Origin of the sequence: Sulfurovum iocasae, assembly GCF_047716765.1 — a bacterium.
Classification (GTDB): domain Bacteria; phylum Campylobacterota; class Campylobacteria; order Campylobacterales; family Sulfurovaceae; genus Sulfurovum.
Genome location: NZ_CP180410.1, coordinates 115,401 through 139,420, shown reverse-complemented (window position 1 = coordinate 139,420; position 24,020 = coordinate 115,401). Strand labels below are relative to the sequence as shown.

The following is a 24,020-nucleotide window of genomic DNA, read 5'->3' as shown; positions in this document are numbered from 1 at the left end:
TTCCTTAGTCATTATTTTAGATTACCAGAATTGTAGAGCAATTTGGAAACATTTTGATTACAAACGATAGAAACTTTTATACCATCCCGGATTATGCTATCCGATACGTGTAGTTTATTTCATCTACAAGATGAGAGTGTACAGCTTTGACTTTTGTATGTGCATGGAAAAGAGATTCGACAAGATCCCACTCTTCATAGATGAGTTCCAATGCCTCTTCTTCATTGATAGTAAACGTTTTTGAAAGCCTTTTAGCAAGTTTTGCTATCTTCTTATCCGATATATACATTTCATCTTTCATGTGTATCTCCATTTGGTTGATGTGAAATCATAAGAAGAAGCGATAACATTTTTATAACATTTGAAGAAAGGGAAGTAACTATTTTGTTACCGGAAAGTCCTATACTTTGGCATTCATATCTTGAGGAGATCTAAATGCCATTTGAATTATAAAGTTCTTTAGATTATTTGTTCTAAATTACTACTTTTACGACACTAATTAAACATCTTAAAAAATTTAATAGGAATAGGTTTAAGTTTTTTTCACAAAAAGGAAAATCCTAAACAAGGTAAGTCCCAAAACAGGGGTTTCAAGCAATCCATTTAAGATTGATAAAAACTGCTGTAATCTTAAAGTCTGCAGACAGGGAATGTGGTAATTAATATTATGATGATTCTTTAAAATGAAAACCTTATAAAGTTATATATTTTATAAGGTTTTGGAAACAGGACATTTTGTCCGTTATTGCCAGAAATCAACAAATAACAGAACACTTTGTCCAAATAACGACTATTCACAGACTAAAAAGACATTAGTAATTATTATAATCCTATGAATAACTGGAAAAAATATACAAATTTTACCTATTTCATCAATATCAAGACATATTTGATATACTCTTAATGCTGAAATATCATAATAGCATGACAAAGTGTTCTGTTAATAAATAGTTATGAGGCTTAGGCAGCAAATCTACTGGCAACTAAATTCAAATACAAAGGATATAAAAAATGAAAAAAGTACGCCTACTTTATACATCAATTATTCTATTTGTCGTAAGCCTGGGCTTTTTATCCTGTGGGTCTGAAAGTGATTCCAACAGCGGCAACCCCAAACTTTTAGATATTAGCGGTCTAGAGTGGATTCAGGATAATACTTTTTTGGCGGTATCTGATGCCAAAAATCCTGATGAGAAAGAATTTACGCGTATAAGTTTACTAGGTTTACCAAACTCTCTATCTGGTATAAATTTCAATGCCTTGAAACCTAAGTTTCCAGGCGGCTTAAGTAGTGATCTTGAGAGTGCTGCCGGAATCCCAGGCACAAATAAAGTATTATTAATTGAGAGTGCAGATGACAATGGTACTTACCAGCGAATTTTTCTAGCCGATGTCGGACAAAAAAGTGTTGCTATTGAAGATACAGCAGAGTGGACAGACTTTACAAGTGCTTTTAACGTCGAGGGAAGTGCCGTAGCAGATACTCATTCGGGACTAATTTTCATTTGGGCGGAACGTAATACACATCAGCAATCCACTGAGATAAAATGGACGGACCTGCAGCTAGAACCTTTTGCTATAGGTCAAAGTGGCCTCGTCAACTCAGTAACATTTACACTACCTACCGACTTAATTGACAAGAACGGTGATCCACTTTATAGTCGACCTATTGTGGGCTTGGATGTTGATAGTGCAGGAAATCTATACTCAGTAGCAGCATTTGATCCAGAAGGGCTAGTAACAGACCCTGACATGGGACCCTTCCGTAGCATCGTATTTAAGATTGGTCAAGTCATAACAGGCGATGTTGTATTGGATACAGAGCCTACAACTATGGGTGTACTAGATAGCCTTAAAGTCGAAAGCGTAACGATTCGGGAAAACGGTAATGGTGTCGAGATATTTGTAGGTACGGATGATGAAAATTATGGCGGTATACTGCGACCATTACCACCATGTTAAATCATTTTCGCTTTTCCAGTATACATTGATTAAACGGCATAACAAATCAATCCAGCTAACTGCTAACGCCGCAGCTAATTTCACGCGTTCAAAAGGCTATACAGCTCAAGAATCATTAGCTCAATAATTAATATGTTCTGAATATAACTCCAAAAACCTTATAATCTAACATATTTTATAACGTTTATCGCTATAGCTGCATTCAAGTATTCTAAATGAGTAATGAAAACCTTATAAACTTATATATTGAGCCACTTGCAGATTCCAACAAAAGTTTGATTATTAAGAGTATAACGCAGAAAAAAAGCTGATTCTGATTTCAAAAGGTTATAATTTTTTACCACAAAAATCTAACAAAAAAAAGAGTCAGCTTATGAAAAAAATTATACCTTCACTTTCAAAAATGTGGCTTAAAGTCATTAATTTAGAGCAGAGTCTTTTTCCCAAACTACAAGAGTCTATAGGGTTGTTAAGTCCTAAAGAGGAAAAGCTGATAAAGATCCTTGACTTTGCAGAAATAGAAAGGTTTGTCTCTACTGTACAAATTACCAATCCACCTAAAGACAGAGAAGAGATGGCACGTGCCTTTGTTGCTAAACAAGTCTATAATTTCCAGACTACAAGTGCCTTAATAGACAGATTAAAAATTGATAGAACATTAAGAGTCATATGCGGATGGAGAGATAAGAATAAGATTCCCAGTGAATCTAAATTCAGCCGGGTCTTTAAAGAATTTAGTCAACAATGTATTGCAAACAAAGCCCATGATGTTTTTATAGCGAATTATTTGAGTGAGACACTTTTCTTTTATAGCAGTATCGATTCCACAGCCATAGAACTTAGACAAAAGTCTGTGAAGAGTAAAAAAGAAATCAAGCCTAAACGAAGACAGGGACGTCCAAAGAAAGGTGAAGAACTTCCTCCTAAAAAACCAAGCATTTTACAACAGCAGGAGAAAATGACTGAAGTAGAAGAGATGTTATCTCTCATAGGAACAGAGTGTAATACCAGTATCAAGCAAAATTCAAAAGGAAACCGACACAAATGGACAGGAGGTAAACTTCATCTCTCAGTAGTAGATGGAGATATTCCTATCACAGCTATCTATTCCTCAGCATCTGTACATGATAGTTCATTGGCATTACCACTCATTAAACAGAGTAGTGAAAAAGTAAACTATTTGTATGATCTGGCTGATGCAGCCTATGACACCAGTATCATAAGGAATTATTCTACAAAACAAAATCACAGACCCATTATTGATATTAATCCCAAGAATTCAAAAAAGCTGAAAGAGAAAATAGCTTTAAGTAAAAGTGAAAAAAAGATATTAAGCTCACTTAAACTCTATAATGATTCAGATGATCTGCACTACAACCAACGAAGCAGTGTTGAAAGAGTCAATGCTTATTTGAAAGACAGCTATGGATGCAGTAAGATCTATTATCAGGGAGCCCAGAAGGTAGCTTCGGTGTTAGCCTTTGCAGTGTTGTCTGTCTGCATCACTCAGTCTTTGAAGCTTGTTACTTAGCTTTGTCTAAATAGCAGAGTCAAAACACCATCTTCCTAAACTCAAACCATAAAGCACGTAGTCAAAATAGGTTTTTTAGCAGTTTTTAGCTTTTTAGTTGTAAATAATCTCATAGACGACTTTTTTCATTAGGGCTCAATAGTTGATTATGGATTATGGGGAATTAGCCACTTTGAGATGTTTAATTTGCAAGTGGCTCTATTTTATAAGGTTTCACAATAGACTATTCAGAGAGTTCAATTATCCTAAGTTCTTTAAGAGTATACTATTTATATCAATACGAAGGAATTAAAGATGAGACAATATGAATCATACAAATGTAACAAATGTGGTAATGAGGTTGAAGTACAAAATGTGGGTGGTGGTGCTTTACATTGTTGTGGTGAAGCTATGGAAATGATAACTGAAAATCTAACTATGATTAACTTAATGAAAGCCTTCGCTGGAGAATCACAAGCAAGAAACAAATATGAGTATTTTGCTAAAGTAGCACAAAAAGAGGGTTACAGAGATATAGCTGAGCATTTTCAAAGAGCTGCAAATAATGAAAAAGTCCATGCTAAACTAGAATTTGCGTTAAACAATAGAATGTCAAACGATAATGAAGAGAGTTTTGGAAATACAAAAGAAAATCTTCAGTACGCTATAGACGGTGAGTCTTATGAAAATTTAACGATGTATCCTGACTTTGCACAAATTGCAAAAGACGAAGGTTATAAAGAAGCAGCAAAATTATTTACAGGTATTGGTAAGATAGAAGTTGAACATGAGAATATGTTTAAAATGCTTTTAGAGAGACTTGAAGCAGATGCAGAGTTTGTTAGTGAAGATGCAGAAGAAGCTTGGATCTGTGAAGTGTGTGGACATGTACATTATGGTAAAAAAGCTTTAAAAAATTGTCCAGTTTGTGACCATGGACAAGAGTATCAATCAAGATTAAATTCTAAAAAATAACGTAACCCTCTAAAAAGAAGGTGTGCCCCCAAAAAAGGGGTCTTGGAGGATGATTAATTAAAATCAGGTTTTGGAGTTTTGTCTGTGCTTTTTGGTAGTTGTGGATATGCTACAGTAGGCTTTCTTCCCTCTAATGCACCAAAGAAAGTAACAATTTTAGCTGCTTCTTCATCTGAGATCTTAATACCAAGCTGTGTACTTCCCATCTCTTTGACTGCTTCTGCCAAATTCCAGATAGCACCATTATGGAAATATGGAGCTGTTTCTGTGATATTTCTGAGTGTTGGTGTTTTTACCATACCTTTTGCATCACCTTTAAAGTCACCTACATTGGCAAATTTATATTTTGCAGCAAGTTCAAACGGTTGCATTGTACCACCAAGAGCAATACCTGTATGACAACTTGCACAACCTTTATCGATAAAGATCTTAAGACCTTCTTTTTCTGCATCTGTCAGTGCATCTTCTTTCCCATTGAGGAAATCATCAAATCTTGCTGGTGTAACCAATGTTCTTTCAAAGATACCGATAGTTGATGTGATCGTTTCAAAATCAACTTTTACATCTTTGCCATAGGCTTTTTTAAACTCTTCTACATAAGCAGGGATAGAGTTGATTCTCTCTTCAACAAGTGACTTTGGTGCTGCCATCTCTGGTGCTGCCTGCATAGGACCCTGTGCCTGGTCTTCCAGGTGAGGACTTCTACCATCCCAAAACTGTGCAGCAAAGAATACTGAGTTGTAAACAGTAGGTGAGTTCAAGTGATGTGGATTTGGAGTCCACTGATGTCCAACCGCAGCAGGAACACCGTCTACACCACCAAGTCCAAGGTTATGACATGTGTTACATGAGATAATAGCACTTTTTGAGAGTCTTGGCTCAAAAAAGAGCTTTTTACCAAGTTCAACTTTTTCAGGGCTGATCGTACCTTTAGGGTCTGTTAACTTTAAAAGCTCTGTTTGACTCTCAGGGATGGCAACAAGACCAGCTTTTTTTGCATTTTCAGCTACAGAAGCAGTGTTTACTGCAACATTTCCCAGTAAGAACGAAGATGCTACTACTGAAGCAAGAAGTAATTTAGATATTTTCATTATGTTTTCCTCTTATGATTAATATAAGAAATCATACAAAAGTATCTCTTAAAGGATAATAAATATTAGAATATTAAAACTATTTTTTAATAAAAACTATTATTTACAACCACTTAAGGATGTTTTTCATATAATTTAAACTAATAATAATTATAAAAAGGAAACATGATGAACAGAAGAGAAGCATTAAAAGTAGCTGGTGTAGCTGCAATGGTAGCAGCAGTAGGTGCTGAAGCAAAGATGGCAGTAGAGCATATGAATCGTATGGAGATGAAACCTAAAGATCCAACAAAGATGAAAAAAGGTGAACTCAAACACTCTCCACTAGTAACACTCAAAGAGAAAGATGCCAAAGGGTATACACTTGTAGAGATCACTGTAGGTCAAGGCGGGATCATTCATCCAAGTACACCAGATCACTGGATCGACTTTATTGAGCTTTATGCTGATGACAAATTGGTAGGTAAAAGCACACTGGAACCAGAAATATCACGTGGAGCAGCTTCTTTCGCATTGAAACTTGACAATGTTAAAGTACTCAAAGCAAAAGCTGGTTGTAATCTACATGGAATATGGACAACAACTGTAACATTATAATCATCTTCAGTGCGGAATCTCTGCACTGAATCTTTTATTACTCTCCATAAATATCAGTTTGACGATAAATATCCCCACTAAAACTTCTTTACATAATTTTCTTTATTTAGATAGATTGATATTTTTGTTTTAAAACATAATAGGACTTAACTATGAGAGGAAATAGAAAACCTTATAATCTAACATATTTTATAACGTTTATCGCTGTAGCGACGTTTAGAGACCATAAATATGTAACTAAGAATACAAAACCTTATAAAATGTGCTATATAGAAGATTTTATAATGAAAACATGACCAGTCAGTTAACATAATTTCTTATTCTATAAAAAAGCTTTATTGGAAATATTTTTTTGTGGGAGGCAAGGAACCCATGCTGTAAGGTTTTTATTTAACTAAATATCTTTGAATAAAAATTAAACCAGTTTATATCCCACACCCCACACAGGAGCAAAGTACTCTTTTCCTCCCGAAGGATCTATCTTTTTCTTAAGTCTGTTCATCGCTACGTTGATAGTCTTATCATGAAAGTTCACAGAGTCATCACCCCAAACCTCATCACGAAGAAAGTCCCTGTCAAGTGCTTGATGTGCATTTTTTACAAAGGTATGAAGTAGTTTAAATTCTAAATTGGTCAATTCTATCTGTCTTTTTTCTATGGAGAGTTCACGCTTTTGGATATCAAGTGTAAGATCTTTATACTTGATCTTATCACTCGATTTTACCCCACTGCGTTTTAGTATGGCTTCTATTCTCAAAAGAAGTTCTTTGGCAGAAAAAGGTTTGGTCATATAGTCATCGCCACCGGAGTTGAATCCCTCTTCAAGATCACTCTCTTTGTCTCTTGCAGTTAAAAAGATAACGGGTATCTCATACCCTATTTCTCTCATTTGTGAAACAAACTCGCTTCCTTCAGTAACGGGAAGGTTTCGGTCTACTATCATAAGTGAAGGGTTCTCTTCTTCCAGGAACTGTTCTACATTTTCAGTAGAGAGAAAGCCTGTGACATCATACCCTGCTTTAGAAAGATGATATTCAACTAACTCTAAAATATCTTCTTCATCTTCGATAACTATAATTTCTATATTTTTATTTTCCATAGTAGTATAGTAATATGTATTGATAACATTTTGGTTACAAAAAAGGGAGGGTAAATAGAGGGATAAAGTAACAAGTAATATTTGCAGGGTGTGCAGTACACACCCCAATATATTATAAAGTAAATGCTATACAGCAAAACCTTTAAGCACAAAGAAGATGATCGCAGAAAGTACCGCTGCGACAGGTACGGTAATGACCCATGCCGCAACGATCTTTTTCACCATTCCACGCTTTACATAGTTTTCTCGCAATGATCTTTTAAGGCTTTTAACTTTTTTCTTTTGTATTTTTAAAGATTCCATTAAGTCAATTTGTCTTTTGTAATCCTCATCTGTTTTGAGTTGCGACAACGCATCTTTAAGTCTGTTTTGTTTCCCTACTTCAACTCTAAGTTTTTCTTGCTTCGCACCCATATTTTTACTGTCCAGCCATTCTCTTAAGAAGCCGACCCCAAAGATAGCACCTACAGCAATGTGAGTAGAAGAAACAGGTAAGCCAAGCTGAGAAGCGATAACCACAGTGATAGCCGCAGCCATCATAATGGAAAATGCTCTCATCTGGTCAAGTTCAGTGATCTCTGAACCAACAGTCTTAATGAGTCTTGGACCAAAAAGTGCCAAACCGATTGAGATACCCACACCACCGACAACCATCACCCATAAAGGGATCGCTGCTTTTGTAGAAACTCCATGCGTAGTGAGTGCATCATATACTGCGGCCAAAGGACCTACCGCATTGGCAACATCGTTTGCACCATGGGCAAAACTCAGCAGTGCCGCTGCAAAAATAAGTGGAATAGTAAAAAGAAGATTGATCGATTCTCTTGTAGCTTCCATACCCATCACTTTTTGTGCTATTCTTGGCTTTACAATGACAAAAGTGATCGATGCACCGATCAAACCAAAGAGTAACGCAATAAAAAGAGTAGGTTTTTTTGTCTGCGGCAAAAAGCTCAAGGTATCGACAATAACAGGCCAAACTTTTTTAAGTCCCTTCAATGTAAGGTACGTGATAAATGCTGCTGCCATAAGTGCCACCAAAATAGGTACGATCTTCTTTGCAGCTGCAAGCTTATCTTCTTTGTAAAGGATCTGTGACTTGATCACATAAAGGAATATCGCAGCGATCACACCGCCAAGAACAGGAGAGATGACCCATGAAGCAGCGATCTTACCCATCGTTCCCCATGAAACGATAGCAAATCCGCCCGCAGCGATACCACCACCAAGAACACCACCAACGATGGAGTGTGTAGTAGATACAGGTGCTTTAAGCCATGTCGCAAGGTTCAACCAAAGTGCTGCAGCAAGAAGTGCTGCTGACATCGCATAGACAAAGACCATCGGGTCATTACCAAAAGCAGACGGATCAATGATCCCTTTTTTGATGGTCCCCACAACATCACCACCGGCGATGAGTGCTCCGGAAGCTTCAAAAATAGAAGCGATGATGATAGCCCCACCTATAGTCAATGCTCCGGAACCCACTGCAGGCCCTACATTATTGGCTACATCATTTGCACCAATGTTCATCGCCATATATGCACCAAAGACTGCTGCTAAAACTAAAAAACCACCATGAGATGCTTGTCCTATAATACTGTTTGCATAAAAAGCCACTGCAACAGCAAAACCTGCACCCAGCAGCATTTTAAATGTGTTGTTCATTTTCTACCCTTGTCTAAATTAATGGCGGAATTATAGAAAAAAAGTATTACAATTTTGTTACCAATTTAGTGAAGGACGTTAAAACAACGCAAACTACTTTGCGTTGTTAGTCCTGAACGGGTAAGCGTATATGCACTTGTGCATAGCATCCCTAAGTACATTGAAAAAATAGTGGGTTTTTTAGAAGAAAGATGGGCATAAATCCCCATCTTTAGGAGTTTACATAAATTTTTTGGACAATGATTACCAGTTAACTTCTGTAGTCAACATGAAGGCATCTTGTTCCTCATCAGTATCCAATGCACTTCCTTTCTCTCCAAGGTAGTTGGCTATGAATTCTACATATTTGTTATATTTATATGTGATACCGGCAATTGTTCTCTCTTTGTCACCAGAATTATCATCCATATCAAAATAGTCATATCTACCAATAATACCTACATGGTTCAATTCATCAGCGAGCTCACCTAATCTTAACTCACCATTTACAGAGTACCCTGAACCAGCATATTTTGAAGCTGCATCTTCAGTTGCAATATACTGTGCAGCAAGGAGGAATTCTGGTTGATTATAAACAGCATGGAAACCATACCAGTTCAAATCTTCATTTCCATGCTTGTTGCTGTCTGCATTCCATTGACCCAAAAATGAAACATCTGCATACGTACTGCTTTTCTTTCTTTTGTGTGTACCCTCACCAAAAATATGACCAGTCAATCTCCACTCAGCACTCAAACCTTCACCATCTTCAATACCATGATAACCCTCTCCATTGAAGAGTCCAAGTTCAGATGAAAAATAATCTGTTTTTATTTTGAAGTTGATTCCAAGGTCAGCTGAGTTTGTCAAGTGTGCACCATTACCCGCTTCAACAAAAACTTTAGAGATAGATCTGTAGTTCCATCCGCCATGCTCTTCATAATCGATCCAAGGTCTGTGTGCCTGCCCGATCTCAACACCCGTAAAAGGAAGTACCTCATCTAAGTAAAGATATGCATATTTAAGTCTTACATTCCATGTTCCCTCTGAATCTTTACCTGCAATATAGATACCATCACCATCTTTACCGTCACTTATTTGATAAGTATCGAGTGTGATTCTAAAGAAGTCTTTTGAATCTTCACCTAAATATCCTTTTACCTGGAAGTAGTTTCTTCTGGTTTCAAATCTATTGTCTCTTACACCCTCACCATCTTCACTGCTTACAAAACCAAGGTAGTGCTTGCCGGAAAATTTAAGTAGAGGTGCTTTTGATTTAACCACTGAAGCTTTTGCAAACTTCTCTACGTGTGCTGCAGTCTCTTCGTTTGTAACTTCTTTTTTTACTACTGCAGTTGTTTTTTTCTTTTTTGTACTGCTTTTCTTAGTGCTTGTTGTCTTAGCCTGTTTAGCTTGAGATTTTAGCTGTATATTTTCTTTTTCCAATTTAGCAAGACGTTGATTCATCTGCTTCATCATCGCTTTCATTTCCGCGATATCACTAGCACTGTCTGCATAAGCACCAGTCACTGCAAGCATAGAAATCGCCACTGTTGAGAGTAAAATTTTTCTCATTTTTTCTTCCTTTTTTTTTAATTGCGGAATTATAGAAAAATTTGGTTACAAAATGATTACAAAAATGTTACCATTTAAAATTTGGCTGATATCTTCATACTCAATGTTCTTCCTTTGCTGTACCTTCTGGTGACATTATCACCCTCTGTCCATTCAGTATCACCATCAAGGATATTTTCTACTTTGACTTTCAGGTCAAAATCATATCCATAATTAAACTTCTCTATCCATACAAAATCCAAGAGTGCCGGAGGTGTTTCATATTGATCCGGGTAACTATAGAGGTCTATCACTCCTACTTTACGGATCCGCTCTGCCATATAGTTGAAGTTTAGCAGTGCTGATCTTTTTTCACTTTCATAGCCTACAGTAAGGTTGACCACATAGGGAGAGAGCCCCTGCAACTCTCTTTTGTCCGAAGAAAAAATTTGTTTCTGTTCTTCCGTTAAAGAGACTTCTGAGAAGTTATATGAAAAGTTTCCTGATACATACATATTCGTCAATCTGCTATCAATAAAGTCCAGGTTTTTTCTACCATCTATCTCAAAACCATAAAGTGTTGCAGAATCAGTATTGGCAAATGAATAGATCGGCAATGATGATGAAGGAAGCTGTACATCTTCTATAGGCTTATCCATATATTTATAGAAAAGGCCAAGTTTAATATTCTCTCTATCAGAAAAGAAGTAACTATACTTAAGATCAAAGTTATAGATCAGTGTATTGACCAGTTCCGGATTACCAACAATTGTTGCAACATCGAAGGGGTGAAAGTATTCCCCCTCTGTAAACTCTCTCATATCAGGCATGATGTATGTCTTTGATGCAGCAAAGTCAAAATATTGTTTTTCACTATATTTATATTTTACAGAGAGAGAAGGGAACATTTCATCAATGGTCAGTGTCTCCGGGACTCTCTGGATCAGTCGTCTTTTAGAAGTATCCGGGTTATCTCTGTCTTCTTTGTATTGATAAATTGTCTGATCGAGGTTTACATATCTAACGCCAACAACGACTTCCACATCTTCAAGAGGTCTACTCATCCACGACACATATGGACTTGTCTCATCTACATTTCCATCAAAGTAATCTGCAGCTTTAAAGAGAGTAGATACCAAAAATGGTCTATACTCGTAAGGATAACCCGGCAATACAAAACTGCTGTATATCGTATCTATATCCTGGGTGAGTTGTGTATCATCTATAAATGAATTACCCTGTTTATCAAGATAATATTTATTTTGTCTTGATATTCTCTCTTTTGAAGAGATATTGATACCATACTCTATATATTCATCTTCATTAAAGAGATTTAACTCGTGTCTGTTTTTCAGGTACATTGCATACAAACTATCATCTGATGTGATCCTGTTTGCCAAGTGGTTGGTTAACGAGTTGTCATTATAAGGCAAACCGCTACCTTCTGTAATATAGGTGTATTGATAGTTATTTGGCTGATAAAATTTTGCTTTAGAACTCTCAAATCCAAATTTAAAATTCGAATTAAGATTAAAAACCTGATAATCAAAATCTCCACTTACTTGGTCTACATTCAGTTCACGCTCTTCCCAGTTCAGATAATACTTTGTAAGATGGGAGTAGTTTGATCCGATGATCCCATCGACCAAACGCGTTGTTTTGACTGCACTTTTAGTATAAAGTTTTGTATATTTAACCCTTAACACATCGAGGTAGTTATAACCGATATTCAGCATACCCCCATGTGCAACTCCTGAGACAACCTGATCTATCGTACCATACTTATCCGGATCACTGTGCTGCGTTCCATCAGAAGCAAAATCATAGCCATAGAATTCCTCAGGTACATATCTGTTGTCTTGTGCATAGGTATAGTTACCGTATACGGTAATATGGTGGTCATCATCTATATCAAAACTCTTCGCTCCTTCTATAGATCCTCCAAACCCTGGCTTAATAGAACTTTGATGAAGACCATAGATACGATTTGGAAAGATCTGCGTAAAGTGTGATAACTGCTCTTTTGTAAAGTCACGGGTAGTAAATGTAGGTGTTCTTTGCCCTACCTGTACATTTGTAGCATCCAGGATCTCTTGTGGTATATCTCTATATCCACTGTCATATCCTGTCCAGTCACTGGAAGACCCTGTATAGTTTATCTGGTCTGTACCCGTATAATTATTGATTTTACCACCTAAAGATATTTTGATAAAATCCTCATCAAACCTCTCTTTTGTTCTAATATCTATATATCCACCACCAAAACTACTGGGAATATCTGCAGATGCACTTTTTTGTATCTTCATAGACCCTATGATAGATGAAGGAAAAATATCTAGAGGTACTGTTCTTTTCAAAGGGTTTGGAGAAGGCAATGGCAATCCGTTCATCTCTACATTTGAGTATCTCTCACCAAGACCTCTCACATAAATATTTCTACCGTCTACCAGTGTAATACCTGTTACTCTTCGAAGTGCAGCAGCAGCAGTACTGTCACCCTTCTGTGACAACTCTTCTGCACCAAGGATATTGGCAATGGCATTAGAGTTTTTTTCTTCAGCGATAATATCAGTCAAAGAACCTTCAACTTTAGGCGCAAGTACTACATACTCTTCAAGTTCCATACTTGCCGGGGTGAGCGTGATCTTACGAGAAACTGAACCATCCTTTGTCACTCTCACACCACCTATGGTCTGAGCACTATACGCTGTATGTACAACAGATATACTCAGTGCCACCCCGGAAGGAACTTCAACAGAGAATCTACCGCTTGCATCCGTTCTGGCATCCACAGCCGTACCTTTTACAAATATTCTGGCACCCGATATAGGTGTTTTGCCTTCTGCAGACAAAACGATACCATTGAGTCTCCCCTTACCTGTAACATTTAGTTTCTTTGCACTCTTCTCTTGCGTGAGCTTACCCACTGGGGTATCTATGGTCACCAAAGGTGTTTTACTGTCTGTCTTAAATGTTGAAACCACTTGAGTGTCTCTATTTTCTTTGATCGTGACACTTTTTTTAAAATACCCAAGATTCTGTTTATCTATCCCGCGACCTACTATTTCAAGAACGTGCTGCCCTACGGTAAGTGTTGTTTTTAATGCACCGTCTATATCACTTTTAAATACTCTTTTCCCATCAACAGTGACTATACTTCCGTGTAGAGGTGTCTGGTTTTTAAAAACAAAAACAGTGAGTGTTCCTGTTGCACTATTTGATCCCCATGCTGCTGAGACTACTGCAAAGAGCAGACAAAGCCTGAATAATTGTTTCATTGTTATATACACTCCATGCTGTTATCTTGACATTTTTCTATATTTTTTCTAATGATCGTTGCTTTGGAAAACAACTCATTGTCTGTTATCTTTTTAAGCTGTACTTCTGCTTCTTCATAATCTTTGGCCATATAATATGCATACGCTACAGCATATCTGATAGTGTCATCATCAAGCATTTTATATCTTTTCAATGCATCTATCAGACCTATGATCTTTTCATACTCTTCGCGATCTACATAAATGGCGATCTTCTGTTTTAACTTCTCTTTTTTATCACTTATTTGTGAATTCAAATACAGGGCATGCGGGATCAGCCCCACTCTCCTATGAAGTTCTGCTGCTTCTTTGACATATTTAAGCTCATAGTATGAACCCTGTTCAAAGAGATTTGCAGTGGTAAATTCCATACCTTTTTTCATATAGAGGTGCCCCAGTAACATATTTACTTTTGCATTTGCAGGGAAAAGCATTTTTGCCTCTTCCAAAACTTTTAGTGCTTCACCTCTTTGCCCTCCTGCGAGTAACATTTGAGATAAAGCCATATACTCTTTAGCATTTGGTTTAGCACGTTTCATATATGCTTTTGCACTCTCAATAGCCTCTTGGTAAAGTCCCAATTCTGTAAAGTAGTAAAACTTTTGTTTTAGCAATGATTGATCAGCAGGAAATGCCCTTGCACCCTTCGTTAATATACCAACGGCATTCTCTTTGTTACCACTCTTCCAGTAACAGTCGGCTCTCAACATATACTCTGCAGCCTGATCTCTTCCCGAAGGACCTTGTAAATCAAGATATTTAATAGTTGCAAGATAGTTTTTAACCTTATAAGACTCTTGACTAAGATTACTGTAGAGTTTTTGTAATTGTTCTCTTCTTATTTTCTCACCGTCAAATGCCACTTTTCTTGTATCTACTGCTTTCTTAGGCTCAGAGCCAATAGAAAACAGATGTTTCCTTTTTTCTTTTATAGATGAGGGAGCTCTATACACTTTTGCTTTCGTAGCAACAACTGCTTTTTTCAAATACTCAATAGCTTGAGAATGTTTCTCTTGACGCATAAATATAACACCTTTAATTGTGTAATATTTTGACATGTCCAGATCTTTATCATATTTTCTGGCTTCTAAAAGTTCAGCATTGGCTTTAGCAAACTTACCGTCATAAACCATCATACTTGCCAAGGCCAAATGATCCACTTCCGGGACATCATCACTCTTTGCCTCTACAAAAGCAGAGAGGGTCAAAATAAACAGTGATACTTTTAATACATTCACATTAAATACATTCTGCATCTCTACTCCTTAATTAAAGTCAAATCTGACTTTTTGTTTTGCCCATACTTTCACAGGCCTTCCTTTATACTTACCCGGAGAAAATCTCCAAGACCTTATCCCACTAAGCGCGGTTGCATCAAATACACCAGGAGGAGAAGACTGCAATACCTTTGCGGCTTCAATACTTCCATCTGTATCTATAAGCAGGTTTATGACCACATACCCCTTAATGCGTTTTTTCATGGCAATTGCAGGGTACGGCATAGGTGACCTTGACAACACTCTTGGTTTAGTATCAACCGTACCTTCACTCATCGCTGCATTTTTAGCTATGTCTCCTAAAAGATCATTGGGATCACCTGCTATATTTCCCAACTCAAACTCAGGAATATCCATCTCAATACCACCCAATAGTGAAGAAAGATCAGGGAGAGGTGCTTTTGGTGTACTCTTTTTCTTTGGTTTTGGTTTTGGCTTAGGCTTTTTAATTTCCTGTTTGACTTTTTGAAGCTTCATATAACGTAAAGGATCTTTTTTAACTTCCTCTTTTTTCTCTACGTCTTTATTGAAAGAAACGACGAGCACCATCATTAATGCAGCACCAAAAAGCATAGAGAGAAATGCAGTTAATTCTCTTTTTCGCTTCATCTTCTTAGAGACATACATAGAACTTAACCCATCTCTTTGGTTGTCGATACGGCAACATCTTTAGCCCCACTCATATGACATTCATCAACCACATCGATAAGTCTTTCAACCGCTATAGTCGTATCTGAGATCACAAGTACTGACTTATCGCTGTTCCCTCTGAGTATGTCTCTGAGTTTACTCTGTACAGCCCACAACTTTACAGGTTGATTGTCAATGTAAATTTCATTGGCATTGTCAATGTAAACACGTACAACTTTTGATGATGCTTTACTTGCTGATGCTGCAGAAGGACGGTTAAGGTCCAACTTCATATCTTTTACAAATGTTGTGGTAACCATAAAAAATATCAACAATATAAATACCATATCGATCAACGGCGACACATCAATATTGTCAATACTTTGTTTTTTCGGTCTATATCTCATTTTCGTCCTTTGTACATATTACATCTACGATCTGTTCAAACTCCAGATCATATCGTTCCTCTTGTTTATCCAGTATCTTCCCAAGGATCAATCCTGGCACGGCTACAACAAGTCCCAGTTCTGTAGTAAAGAGCGCTTTTGAAATACCGCCGGAAATACTGTTTCCCTGTGAAAACATAGCGCTTGACTGTAAGGCATCAAATGTTTCTATCATCCCTATGACCGTACCAAGCAATCCTACCAATGGTGCCAACACAACAATGGTCTTGACAAGTGTCGAGTATGTACCTACAACCAATACATAAGGAGACAAGGCATCCTTCACATAATTTCTAGCATGTTTGCCTATTTTCTTCGCCTCTTCAGCCGCCGCAAGAGCATCTGCTGCTGCATAATCCAGCAGTCCTCTCATCGCTTGTGCTTCACCTCTTTTTTCATGTTTGGAAACAAGTCTTCTCACATTACCTTTTGTTCCTCGACGAAGCGTCAGATATCTATACCCCAGTCCATACCAAAGAGCCAGGTTGAGTGCAAAAAGCACCCACATGACTGCCCCTCCGGTATTCATTAGTGAAATAAAATCTCCAATAATCCCAGACATCTCTATCTCTCTACGTTATTTTTCTCAAAGACATTGATAATATGCAGAGCACTTTGTTCCATTGAATCTTTGATATTTTGCGCCCAGCCCGACAACAAGTTTCCAAGTAACAATAGTGGTATCGCAACGATAAGACCCAACATCGTTGTAACAAGTGCTTCAGAGATACCACCTGAAAGAAGTTTAGGATCCCCTGTACCATGTTCTGTAATGATATCAAAGGTTGAGATCATACCTGTAACGGTACCAAGAAGTCCAAGAAGCGGAGCAACAGCAGCGATCACGAGTACAAAAGACCCAAACTTATCTATGGCAGAACTTTCATTTAAGATATTTTCCATAACGATATCTTCTATATGTTCTCTATCTCTGGTAATATTTCTCAACGTTGCTTTCAATACTCTCGCAGTTGAACCTTTATACCCTTTGATCGCTTCCTGTGCATCAGCTATGCCTGTTGTATTTAATTTTTCTACAACTGTTTTAGTGAGTTTCTCCACATTTGAACCGGATTTTGAAAGCAACACAACTCTTAAAGCAATAAGAAGTAAACCAAGCAGTCCAAGAGCCAGAATGATATACCCTATCACTCCACCGGCTCTCACTGTATCCTCTACTGTTTTCTCTTTCTTGAACTCTACCTCTTTGTCTAGATTCTCATACACAAAGATATCAAGAGAAGTAAGCTTCTCTCCTGAGAAAAGTGCTTTTGCATCATCAGAAGAGTCAGCTGAATTCCATAATTTATATTTACCTTCTCCTGCAGGAGCCAATGCTCCTGTAGCTTCTTTAGCTATACCAAATGCTGCGATATTACCAACTTTAACGATATCAGCAACAACAGGTTTACCATTGGGAAGGTAAAATTTACCCTTCTCAGATCTTATAGATGATAACTCAGCATATAGTTTTGCCGATTTATCAAATGCAACACTAAGCTTTTCAAGATTTGAAGTCTTGTTACTCTCATCCATCTCTAAACCATACTCTTTAAGTGCAGAAGTTGCCTGCATGGTCACTACAGATGTAATATCACCATTCTCAGCTACTTCATTTGCCTTTTTGGTAAGTTTTTCAAGTTTTTCCTGTGCAACTTTCAGATCATCTGAAACTTTTATCAGTTTTTCCTGAAGACCATTGAGTTTTTCACCTGCAGCAGAGATATCCATTTTTTGTTGTGTCTCTTCTTTTATAAATCTACTTTGAAGTTCACTCTTTTGTGCTTTTAGAAAGGTATATTCTTTTTTATATGCTTCACTCAACTCACTTGCATTCAGCGTTGTAGCAAACAGTAGGGCTGTTATCATCAATATTAATTTTTTCATCTATTTTACTCCTGCTATGATCAATGCATTTGGCAGGTTGAAGTACCCTGTTCTGATCTGTTTTTGAAGTGCATCAAAAAGTGTATGTATCTGCTCTTTACTCTTCTCGTCGATTGCAACTACGTACACATATGTACCGTTAGCGTTTTTAACATATCCTACTTGGTCATCCGGTGTCATAAAGAACATCATAGCCGTACCGATCTTTGCAACTTTTGCCAACTTTACCTCTTCACCGATCTTGATCTGCTGTTTGAACAATCCAACTTCTTTAGTAAGTCTTAAAGCATCATCATAACTGACCCATACAAGAGAAAGTGCTTTTTCCTGGGTAATGTTTCCACTTTTGAGATCCGCTTTGATCTTTTCCAGGTCTGCAACTCTCTCATCTGTTTTAAACGGAATACCTGATTTAACGATCTTTTCCAGATTATCTATGGCTGCTGTAAGCATAGGGGTCAAGTCATTTGTACTGGCACCTTTTTTAGCGATCTGCTCTTCTATCTTTGCAGACTCAGCATTCGCAACTTTAAGTGCTGTATCTTTTCTGTTGATCTGCGCTTCATTATCAGCTACCTGCATAGCATATGATTTCATTTGTGCTTTGTAATTATCTTTATTCTCATCTATCTGAGTATACAAACCTTCTACATCTGCTCTAAGCTTCATGATCGACTTTACCATCTCTGCATTGCTCTCAGCATACAGTGCTGAACTAGATAGTGCTATAGCGCTTGATACAAAGATCAACTTTGTAAATTTGCCCATTTTTCTTCCTTGTTTATTATTAAAAAATCGGGATTGATTTCGATGGTGGGATTGTGCCAAATATTCATAACACAATGGAAACATTGATGTAATGAATTTGTTATACTATTTTGGATGAGTAATCCTATTACTCATCCTGGTGAAGATAAATTATTTTGTATTGCCACTGCCTGCATCAAATTCTGTTTCAAGATCTGCAGCCGAATCACCTGTAAACTCGAGTGCACTTGCACCATTTAAAGTTACATTTTCAAATGATGTATTGGCGGCATCAAATGCTCCTTTAGAGTGGATCGCACCATGAGGTTCGATCTTACCACCATTATGAGTGACCGTACCATTTTTAAAGTGTCCACCGATACCATCTTTTTTGAAGTAAATACCACCTTCTTTTGATTGTGTCTCACCAGTAGTAATTTCAAATCCGTCAAAGGTAGCATACGTATTCCCAGACATCTCTATACCTGCATTACCTGTAGTAGTAGTAATTCTAAGATTTTTAACTGTACCTGAATAACCATCATCAATATCAAAATAGTCATCCGTACATCTTGTAATGAATACATTTGTAAGATTTACAGTTCCACCCCAGATCTCAACACCATCATCATCAGAACGGTCAACAGTGATGTCTTCAACAATAGTCCCAGACCCCACACCTACAAAGCTCAGCCCATTGATCTCTTTATCCTGTTCCATTGTGATACCTGAATTCAAGATCTTAACATGTCTGAATACTCCTGAGCTATCAGCCATATCTGTAGCATCCGCTGCAAATGCAGAGTTTACTTCATACGGTTGCACCTGATCATTCCCTGCGTGACCTATGATAGTAAGCCCACCCCATTGTCCGACTGACGGTGCTTCACCATCTATCGCTGTCTTAGTGGAGGTAAATATGATCGGTCTGGATGATGTACCGTTAGCAAATATTTTTGCCCCTTTATCAATGATCATATATGATGTAGCATCACCCGTACCATCACACCCGGCGATAACAGTTCCCGCTTCAATGGTCAATGTTGCACCAGACTCTACAACTACCAGACCATCAAGTACCCATAACTTATCTGAGGTAAGCGTCATATCACTACTGATATTACCACTGAGTTCAACAACCAGGTCAGTTATACTTTCAAATGCTTTATTATTGGTACCAGCAAAGAATGCACTTTCAAGATCGGCAGAGGAGTCACCGATAAACTGAAGTTCTGTAGGTGCAACAAGTGTTACATTTTCAAATGATGTATTGGCAGCATCAAATACACCTTTAGAGTGGATCGCACCATTAGGCTCATTTTGACCACCATTGTGAATGATCGTACCATTTTTAAAGTGTCCACCAATACCATCTTTTTTGAAGTAAATAGCACCCTCTTTTGATTGTGTCTCACCGGTAGTAATTTCAAATCCGTCAAAGGTAGCATACGTGTTCCCTGACATCTCTATACCGGCATTACCCGTGGTTGTAGAGACACTTAAGTTTTTCACTGTACCTGAATAACCATCATCGATATCGAAATAATCATCTGTACATCTTGTAATGGTTATGTTTGTAAGGTTTACAGTTCCACCCCAGATCTCAACACCATCATCACCAGAAAGGTCAACCCTGATATCTTCAACAACCGTTCCAGATCCAACACCTACAAAGCTTAGCCCATTGATCTCTTTATCCTGCTCCATTGTGATACCCGAGTTCAAGATATTAACATATCTCAATACCCCTGAACTGTCAACCATATTTGTAGCATCCGCTGCAAATGCAGAATTTACTTCATAGGGTTGTACCTGATCATTCCCCGCATGACCTATGAGAGTAAGTCCACCCCATAGTCCGACTGCCGGTGTTTCACCGTCTAGTACAACTTTCGTTGATGTAAAGGTAATTGGTTTGAGTGATGTACCTTCCGCAACTATTTTTGCACCTTTATCAATGATCATATATGATGTAGCATCACCTGTACCGTCAAGTCCGGCAATAACAGTTCCTGCATCAATAGTAAGTGTTGCACCAGACTGTACTACTACCAGACCATCGAGTATCCATAATGTATCTGCAGTAAGTTTCATATCGCTGCTGATATTACCACTTAATGCTACTCTTGGAAGATCTTTTACATCAGGGATAACCACATCATTTTCTGAAGCTCCTGTAGTGGTTGTACCAGTAGTAGCTGTTGTTCCTGACGTACTTGTTGTAGTATCCCCATTATTGGTGACAACATCTCCATTATGGATCGTTACATTTGATGGTTGGGGTGCAACACTTGAATCATCACAACCGTTTATTACTGCTATTGCCACTACAGAGAGTGCAATTCTTGTCAAATTTTTCATCTTAATTTCCTTAAACATAATTTAAACCTTCCTTGGTTTTGTTATGCGGAATATTGACAAAAAACAGTAACAGAATGGAAACATGTAATGTTATCAAATTGTTATCATTTTAGGGAAAAGAAAAGAGAGGGGGGAGAGCAACATGGTAAGCGGAGTGCTTACCTAAATTGGTATATGTTCGGATAGTTTATCGTATAGTAAACTTATCCCTCTTCGGGATAAGCATTGAACTTTGCACCTTTTTCATTTAAAAAGTCAAGCATTTTTTTCTGTCCAAGTTTTTTGGCATAATCTTTAGGTGCCATACCTGATCTGTCTGAGATATTAACATCTCCTCCATTGTCTAAAAGCAGCTCCATCATCTCTATATCGGAAAAACAGGCTGCCAACATCACAGGAGTGATACCACTTTTTCGTTTACTTGTATTGAGGTCAAAGCCTCTGTCTACACAAAACTGTATCACTTCTTTACGTTTAAACTTTATCGCCATATCAAGTGCAGAGATACCATCTGAATCTACCTCATGAAGATCTACACCATTCTCCAACATAAGTTCAAGCATCTCCATACTGGCGTATTTACGAATGGCATAGAAAAATGGACTTATCTCATCATAATCTTCAAGCTCATACTCTTCACCTATCAAAATAGGCTTCTGAAGATCAGCTCCACTCTTTAACAATGATTTCATTTTAGCTACAGAGTCGTTCTCTATCGCTTGTGTTACTTCATTCATAATTTATCCTTTGTTACCAATTGGTAATCACTATATCATACTATTGCATTATCTCAAAACATAGAGATGAAATGAACTAAAAAATTTAATAAAAAGGAGAGAATATGAAGATAAGCAAAATACTTAAACAAGCCATCAAAGAAGATGGAAAAAGATCATTTACAGTTAGAAAAATTTCCAAACTAAAATCTTCTAAAGAGTTTAATTACCTCGTAGATATAAGTAAATTATAAGATCTTGACTTACGAACCAAAAGGGTTCATTCCACCCATCATTCCCATTGCTTGAGACTTTTTATTGTCCTCAACCATTTTATTCACATCATTCATAGCTGAAATAAGCAGTATTTGCAGTGATTCTTTATCGTCCAGAAGCGAATCATCGATATTCAGATCTATCACTTCACCTATACCGTTTGCAGTAACCTCAACAAGACCACCACCTGCTTTTGCAGTAAACTCTATATTTTTAGCCTGCTCTTGCATCTCTTTGGCTTTTTCCTGCATCTGTCCCATCATTTCGGACATTTTGCTCATATCAAAACCTTCAAACATTATTCTAATCCTTCAAATGCTTGAGCAATGCTATTGTCATCATCCAAAATAACGATCTTTGGCTGATGCTTATCTGCCTCTTCTTCTGTCATGCTTGCATACGCAATGATGATGATCTTGTCACCTTTATGCACTTTTCTTGCTGCTGCACCATTAAGACAGATATCTCCCTTGTCTCTTTCACCAGGGATGATATAGGTAGAAAAACGTTCACCATTGTTTACATTTACGATATCTATCTTTTGTCCTACACGCATATTGACAGCATCTAAAAGATTTTGATCTATGGTGATGGACCCCACATAATTAAGGTTTGCATCTGTTACTGTAGCTCTATGTAATTTAGAATAAAGCATTGTAATGTTCATAATCGTTCCTATTTGTTAATTATCGGGATTATACCAAAATCCTGCATATATTTATATTATACTGTAATTGTGGGGAAATGGTGAAATCGCACCGTAGTGTTGGTGCGACCTGTTATAAATTTACTATTAACGTGCCATCTCTGACGGAGGTACTGCTTCACCCCACATCTCATCTGCGATCACATACTCATTAACAACATTTCCACCGATGATATGCTCATCAATAATTCTGTCGATCTTCTCTTTTGTCAATTCTACATACATCGTATGTCCTGGCTCTACAAGCATCACTGGTCCTTGTTGACAACGGTTCAGACATCCTGTTTGGATAGGTGAAACTGTTGCGATGATACCTTTCATCATCAATGACTGAGCTAAGTGCTGGAAGAGTTGTTGTGATTCTGGATCATTTTGACTTACACAGCTTGGTTTTGGCATCCCCGGAGGTGCTGACTGCTGACACTTAAAAATATAAAACGCTGGTTGTGGTACACCTTGTATCATGTTAATTCCTTAAAAAATTTAATTGAGAGTATTTTACTCCTATTTGCTTAATTGTAGTTTAGTCGCTAGATTCTTGATAAATATCAATCCCCAATTTACTTTTTTTCATTATAATCTCACTAATAATCTATTATTAGGAATCTTAATGCAATATCCTGTTTTTTTTAACAAAGTACCATCTATCCAACTCCAAGATCCACTAAGTAACTTTTTAGGTGCTTTTGAAGAGGGGAAAATGGAGATCAGCTATATTGAGTGTGTAAAACTAGCCGGGCATTCTTGTCCTACCGTAGCAGGAGCATACCTTATGGCACTTAAAGGACTTGAAGCACTTTATGGAGACCAGCTTCCGCAAAGAGGTTCTATCCATATCTCTATGCGAGATGGTGAAGAAGAAGGAGTAACAGGTGTTATCTGTAATGTCATTTCTTTCATCGCCGGAGCCAATGGCGCCAGTGGCTTTAAAGGTCTTAACGGAAACTTTTCAAGAAACAATCTTGTAAGCTACAATGTACCTATGGAGGGTGAAGTCAAACTTACCAGACTTGACACAGATGAAAGTGTAACCCTAAGCTATAACCCTTCTATGATACCTGCTGATGCCATGATGCAGCCACTCATGGGAAAATGTATGCAAGGTCTGGCTTCAGAGGGAGAAAAGAAGCAGTTTGGAAAACTTTGGCAAGAACGCGTAGAGAAGATTCTACTGGGTACTGAAAACTGGGATAAAATGATAACGATCAATAAGGGATAAACG

Annotated in this window: 23 protein-coding genes; 6 read left to right on the top strand and 17 right to left on the bottom strand. The window is 37.5% G+C overall.

Annotated elements, in window-relative coordinates:
* Positions 1-91: 91 nt before the first annotated feature.
* Positions 92-301: a hypothetical protein gene (locus ACLHDG_RS00740; RefSeq protein ID WP_415407082.1), complete on the bottom strand. Its 210-nt coding sequence runs from the start codon at positions 299-301 to the stop codon at positions 92-94.
* A gap of 959 nt (positions 302-1,260) precedes the next feature.
* Between ACLHDG_RS00740 and ACLHDG_RS00735 the strand changes: the two genes are divergently transcribed.
* From ACLHDG_RS00735 to ACLHDG_RS00725, 3 genes are all read left to right on the top strand, one after another.
* Complete coding sequence (locus tag ACLHDG_RS00735; protein WP_415407081.1) at positions 1,261-1,962, top strand: hypothetical protein; 702 nt, start codon at positions 1,261-1,263, stop codon at positions 1,960-1,962.
* 373 nt (positions 1,963-2,335) lie between these two features.
* Positions 2,336-3,493 (top strand): transposase, encoded by a 1,158-nt coding sequence (locus ACLHDG_RS00730; RefSeq protein WP_415405985.1) that lies wholly within the window; start codon positions 2,336-2,338, stop codon positions 3,491-3,493.
* A 294-nt stretch (positions 3,494-3,787) separates the two neighbouring features.
* Positions 3,788-4,447: a ferritin family protein gene (locus ACLHDG_RS00725; RefSeq protein WP_415407080.1), complete on the top strand. Its 660-nt coding sequence runs from the start codon at positions 3,788-3,790 to the stop codon at positions 4,445-4,447.
* Between the two features lie 53 nt (positions 4,448-4,500).
* Here the strand turns inward: ACLHDG_RS00725 and ACLHDG_RS00720 are convergent, their stop codons facing one another.
* The gene (locus tag ACLHDG_RS00720; protein WP_415407079.1) at positions 4,501-5,538 is read right to left on the bottom strand and encodes a cytochrome-c peroxidase; all 1,038 of its coding nucleotides are present in this window, start codon (positions 5,536-5,538) and stop codon (positions 4,501-4,503) included.
* 168 nt (positions 5,539-5,706) lie between these two features.
* Between ACLHDG_RS00720 and ACLHDG_RS00715 the strand changes: the two genes are divergently transcribed.
* A complete protein-coding gene (locus ACLHDG_RS00715) occupies positions 5,707-6,135 on the top strand; it encodes a desulfoferrodoxin family protein (RefSeq protein WP_415407078.1) in 429 nt (142 codons plus the stop codon).
* A gap of 415 nt (positions 6,136-6,550) precedes the next feature.
* Here the strand turns inward: ACLHDG_RS00715 and ACLHDG_RS00710 are convergent, their stop codons facing one another.
* The 12 genes from ACLHDG_RS00710 to ACLHDG_RS00655 form a co-directional block, all read right to left on the bottom strand.
* Positions 6,551-7,234, bottom strand: a complete 684-nt coding sequence (locus ACLHDG_RS00710) for a response regulator transcription factor (RefSeq protein WP_415407077.1) — start codon at positions 7,232-7,234, stop codon at positions 6,551-6,553.
* Positions 7,235-7,360: 126 nt separating this feature from the next.
* On the bottom strand, positions 7,361-8,902 hold the full coding sequence (locus tag ACLHDG_RS00705; RefSeq protein ID WP_415407076.1) for an inorganic phosphate transporter: 1,542 nt from the start codon (positions 8,900-8,902) through the stop codon (positions 7,361-7,363).
* Between the two features lie 243 nt (positions 8,903-9,145).
* Positions 9,146-10,456: a hypothetical protein gene (locus ACLHDG_RS00700; RefSeq protein WP_415407075.1), complete on the bottom strand. Its 1,311-nt coding sequence runs from the start codon at positions 10,454-10,456 to the stop codon at positions 9,146-9,148.
* 74 nt (positions 10,457-10,530) lie between these two features.
* On the bottom strand, positions 10,531-13,713 hold the full coding sequence (locus ACLHDG_RS00695) for a carboxypeptidase-like regulatory domain-containing protein (protein WP_415407074.1): 3,183 nt from the start codon (positions 13,711-13,713) through the stop codon (positions 10,531-10,533).
* A gap of 2 nt (positions 13,714-13,715) precedes the next feature.
* Complete coding sequence (locus ACLHDG_RS00690; protein ID WP_415407073.1) at positions 13,716-15,008, bottom strand: tetratricopeptide repeat protein; 1,293 nt, start codon at positions 15,006-15,008, stop codon at positions 13,716-13,718.
* A gap of 9 nt (positions 15,009-15,017) precedes the next feature.
* Positions 15,018-15,656: an energy transducer TonB gene (locus tag ACLHDG_RS00685; protein WP_415407072.1), complete on the bottom strand. Its 639-nt coding sequence runs from the start codon at positions 15,654-15,656 to the stop codon at positions 15,018-15,020.
* 5 nt (positions 15,657-15,661) lie between these two features.
* A complete protein-coding gene (locus ACLHDG_RS00680; RefSeq protein WP_415407071.1) occupies positions 15,662-16,066 on the bottom strand; it encodes an ExbD/TolR family protein in 405 nt (134 codons plus the stop codon).
* Positions 16,056-16,667: a MotA/TolQ/ExbB proton channel family protein gene (locus tag ACLHDG_RS00675; RefSeq protein ID WP_415407070.1), complete on the bottom strand. Its 612-nt coding sequence runs from the start codon at positions 16,665-16,667 to the stop codon at positions 16,056-16,058. Before ACLHDG_RS00675 ends, ACLHDG_RS00680 begins: the two co-directional genes overlap by 11 nt.
* A gap of 2 nt (positions 16,668-16,669) precedes the next feature.
* Positions 16,670-17,992 carry a MotA/TolQ/ExbB proton channel family protein gene (locus ACLHDG_RS00670; protein WP_415407069.1) on the bottom strand — a complete coding sequence of 441 codons (1,323 nt, stop codon included), beginning with the start codon at positions 17,990-17,992 and terminating at the stop codon, positions 16,670-16,672.
* Positions 17,993-18,760: a DUF3450 family protein gene (locus ACLHDG_RS00665; RefSeq protein ID WP_415407068.1), complete on the bottom strand. Its 768-nt coding sequence runs from the start codon at positions 18,758-18,760 to the stop codon at positions 17,993-17,995.
* Positions 18,761-18,910: 150 nt separating this feature from the next.
* Positions 18,911-21,100: a hypothetical protein gene (locus tag ACLHDG_RS00660; RefSeq protein WP_415407067.1), complete on the bottom strand. Its 2,190-nt coding sequence runs from the start codon at positions 21,098-21,100 to the stop codon at positions 18,911-18,913.
* A 203-nt stretch (positions 21,101-21,303) separates the two neighbouring features.
* Positions 21,304-21,837 (bottom strand): ankyrin repeat domain-containing protein, encoded by a 534-nt coding sequence (locus ACLHDG_RS00655; RefSeq protein ID WP_415407066.1) that lies wholly within the window; start codon positions 21,835-21,837, stop codon positions 21,304-21,306.
* Between the two features lie 104 nt (positions 21,838-21,941).
* Between ACLHDG_RS00655 and ACLHDG_RS00650 the strand changes: the two genes are divergently transcribed.
* The gene (locus tag ACLHDG_RS00650; protein WP_415407065.1) at positions 21,942-22,070 is read left to right on the top strand and encodes a hypothetical protein; all 129 of its coding nucleotides are present in this window, start codon (positions 21,942-21,944) and stop codon (positions 22,068-22,070) included.
* A gap of 9 nt (positions 22,071-22,079) precedes the next feature.
* Here the strand turns inward: ACLHDG_RS00650 and ACLHDG_RS00645 are convergent, their stop codons facing one another.
* The 3 genes from ACLHDG_RS00645 to ACLHDG_RS00635 form a co-directional block, all read right to left on the bottom strand.
* Entirely contained in the window at positions 22,080-22,391 is a 312-nt protein-coding gene (locus ACLHDG_RS00645; RefSeq protein ID WP_415407064.1) for a YbaB/EbfC family nucleoid-associated protein, read from the bottom strand.
* Positions 22,391-22,759, bottom strand: a complete 369-nt coding sequence (gene panD, locus ACLHDG_RS00640; protein ID WP_415407063.1) for an aspartate 1-decarboxylase — start codon at positions 22,757-22,759, stop codon at positions 22,391-22,393. Before panD ends, ACLHDG_RS00645 begins: the two co-directional genes overlap by 1 nt.
* Positions 22,760-22,885: 126 nt before the next feature.
* Complete coding sequence (locus tag ACLHDG_RS00635; protein ID WP_415407062.1) at positions 22,886-23,263, bottom strand: (2Fe-2S) ferredoxin domain-containing protein; 378 nt, start codon at positions 23,261-23,263, stop codon at positions 22,886-22,888.
* A 145-nt stretch (positions 23,264-23,408) separates the two neighbouring features.
* On the opposite strand from ACLHDG_RS00635, the gene ACLHDG_RS00630 reads away from it, so the two are divergent.
* Entirely contained in the window at positions 23,409-24,017 is a 609-nt protein-coding gene (locus ACLHDG_RS00630; RefSeq protein ID WP_415407061.1) for a hypothetical protein, read from the top strand.
* Positions 24,018-24,020 lie beyond the last annotated feature (3 nt).

Bases quoted from the DNA above. Each gene is read 5' to 3' on its own strand.
- ACLHDG_RS00645 (WP_415407064.1), bottom strand. From the start codon at position 22,391: ATGTTTGAAGGTTTTGATATGAGCAAAATGTCCGAAATGATGGGACAG.
- ACLHDG_RS00730 (WP_415405985.1), top strand. From the start codon at position 2,336: ATGAAAAAAATTATACCTTCACTTTCAAAAATGTGGCTTAAAGTCATT.
- ACLHDG_RS00675 (WP_415407070.1), bottom strand. From the start codon at position 16,667: ATGTCTGGGATTATTGGAGATTTTATTTCACTAATGAATACCGGAGGG.
- ACLHDG_RS00660 (WP_415407067.1), bottom strand. From the start codon at position 21,100: ATGAAAAATTTGACAAGAATTGCACTCTCTGTAGTGGCAATAGCAGTA.
- ACLHDG_RS00635 (WP_415407062.1), bottom strand. From the start codon at position 23,263: ATGATACAAGGTGTACCACAACCAGCGTTTTATATTTTTAAGTGTCAG.
- ACLHDG_RS00665 (WP_415407068.1), bottom strand. From the start codon at position 18,760: ATGGGCAAATTTACAAAGTTGATCTTTGTATCAAGCGCTATAGCACTA.
- ACLHDG_RS00655 (WP_415407066.1), bottom strand. From the start codon at position 21,837: ATGAATGAAGTAACACAAGCGATAGAGAACGACTCTGTAGCTAAAATG.
- ACLHDG_RS00650 (WP_415407065.1), top strand. From the start codon at position 21,942: ATGAAGATAAGCAAAATACTTAAACAAGCCATCAAAGAAGATGGAAAA.
- ACLHDG_RS00725 (WP_415407080.1), top strand. From the start codon at position 3,788: ATGAGACAATATGAATCATACAAATGTAACAAATGTGGTAATGAGGTT.
- ACLHDG_RS00630 (WP_415407061.1), top strand. From the start codon at position 23,409: ATGCAATATCCTGTTTTTTTTAACAAAGTACCATCTATCCAACTCCAA.
- ACLHDG_RS00705 (WP_415407076.1), bottom strand. From the start codon at position 8,902: ATGAACAACACATTTAAAATGCTGCTGGGTGCAGGTTTTGCTGTTGCA.
- ACLHDG_RS00680 (WP_415407071.1), bottom strand. From the start codon at position 16,066: ATGAGATATAGACCGAAAAAACAAAGTATTGACAATATTGATGTGTCG.
- ACLHDG_RS00695 (WP_415407074.1), bottom strand. From the start codon at position 13,713: ATGAAACAATTATTCAGGCTTTGTCTGCTCTTTGCAGTAGTCTCAGCA.
- ACLHDG_RS00710 (WP_415407077.1), bottom strand. From the start codon at position 7,234: ATGGAAAATAAAAATATAGAAATTATAGTTATCGAAGATGAAGAAGAT.
- ACLHDG_RS00720 (WP_415407079.1), bottom strand. From the start codon at position 5,538: ATGAAAATATCTAAATTACTTCTTGCTTCAGTAGTAGCATCTTCGTTC.
- ACLHDG_RS00700 (WP_415407075.1), bottom strand. From the start codon at position 10,456: ATGAGAAAAATTTTACTCTCAACAGTGGCGATTTCTATGCTTGCAGTG.
- panD (WP_415407063.1), bottom strand. From the start codon at position 22,759: ATGAACATTACAATGCTTTATTCTAAATTACATAGAGCTACAGTAACA.
- ACLHDG_RS00685 (WP_415407072.1), bottom strand. From the start codon at position 15,656: ATGTATGTCTCTAAGAAGATGAAGCGAAAAAGAGAATTAACTGCATTT.
- ACLHDG_RS00740 (WP_415407082.1), bottom strand. From the start codon at position 301: ATGAAAGATGAAATGTATATATCGGATAAGAAGATAGCAAAACTTGCT.
- ACLHDG_RS00670 (WP_415407069.1), bottom strand. From the start codon at position 17,992: ATGAAAAAATTAATATTGATGATAACAGCCCTACTGTTTGCTACAACG.
- ACLHDG_RS00690 (WP_415407073.1), bottom strand. From the start codon at position 15,008: ATGCAGAATGTATTTAATGTGAATGTATTAAAAGTATCACTGTTTATT.
- ACLHDG_RS00715 (WP_415407078.1), top strand. From the start codon at position 5,707: ATGAACAGAAGAGAAGCATTAAAAGTAGCTGGTGTAGCTGCAATGGTA.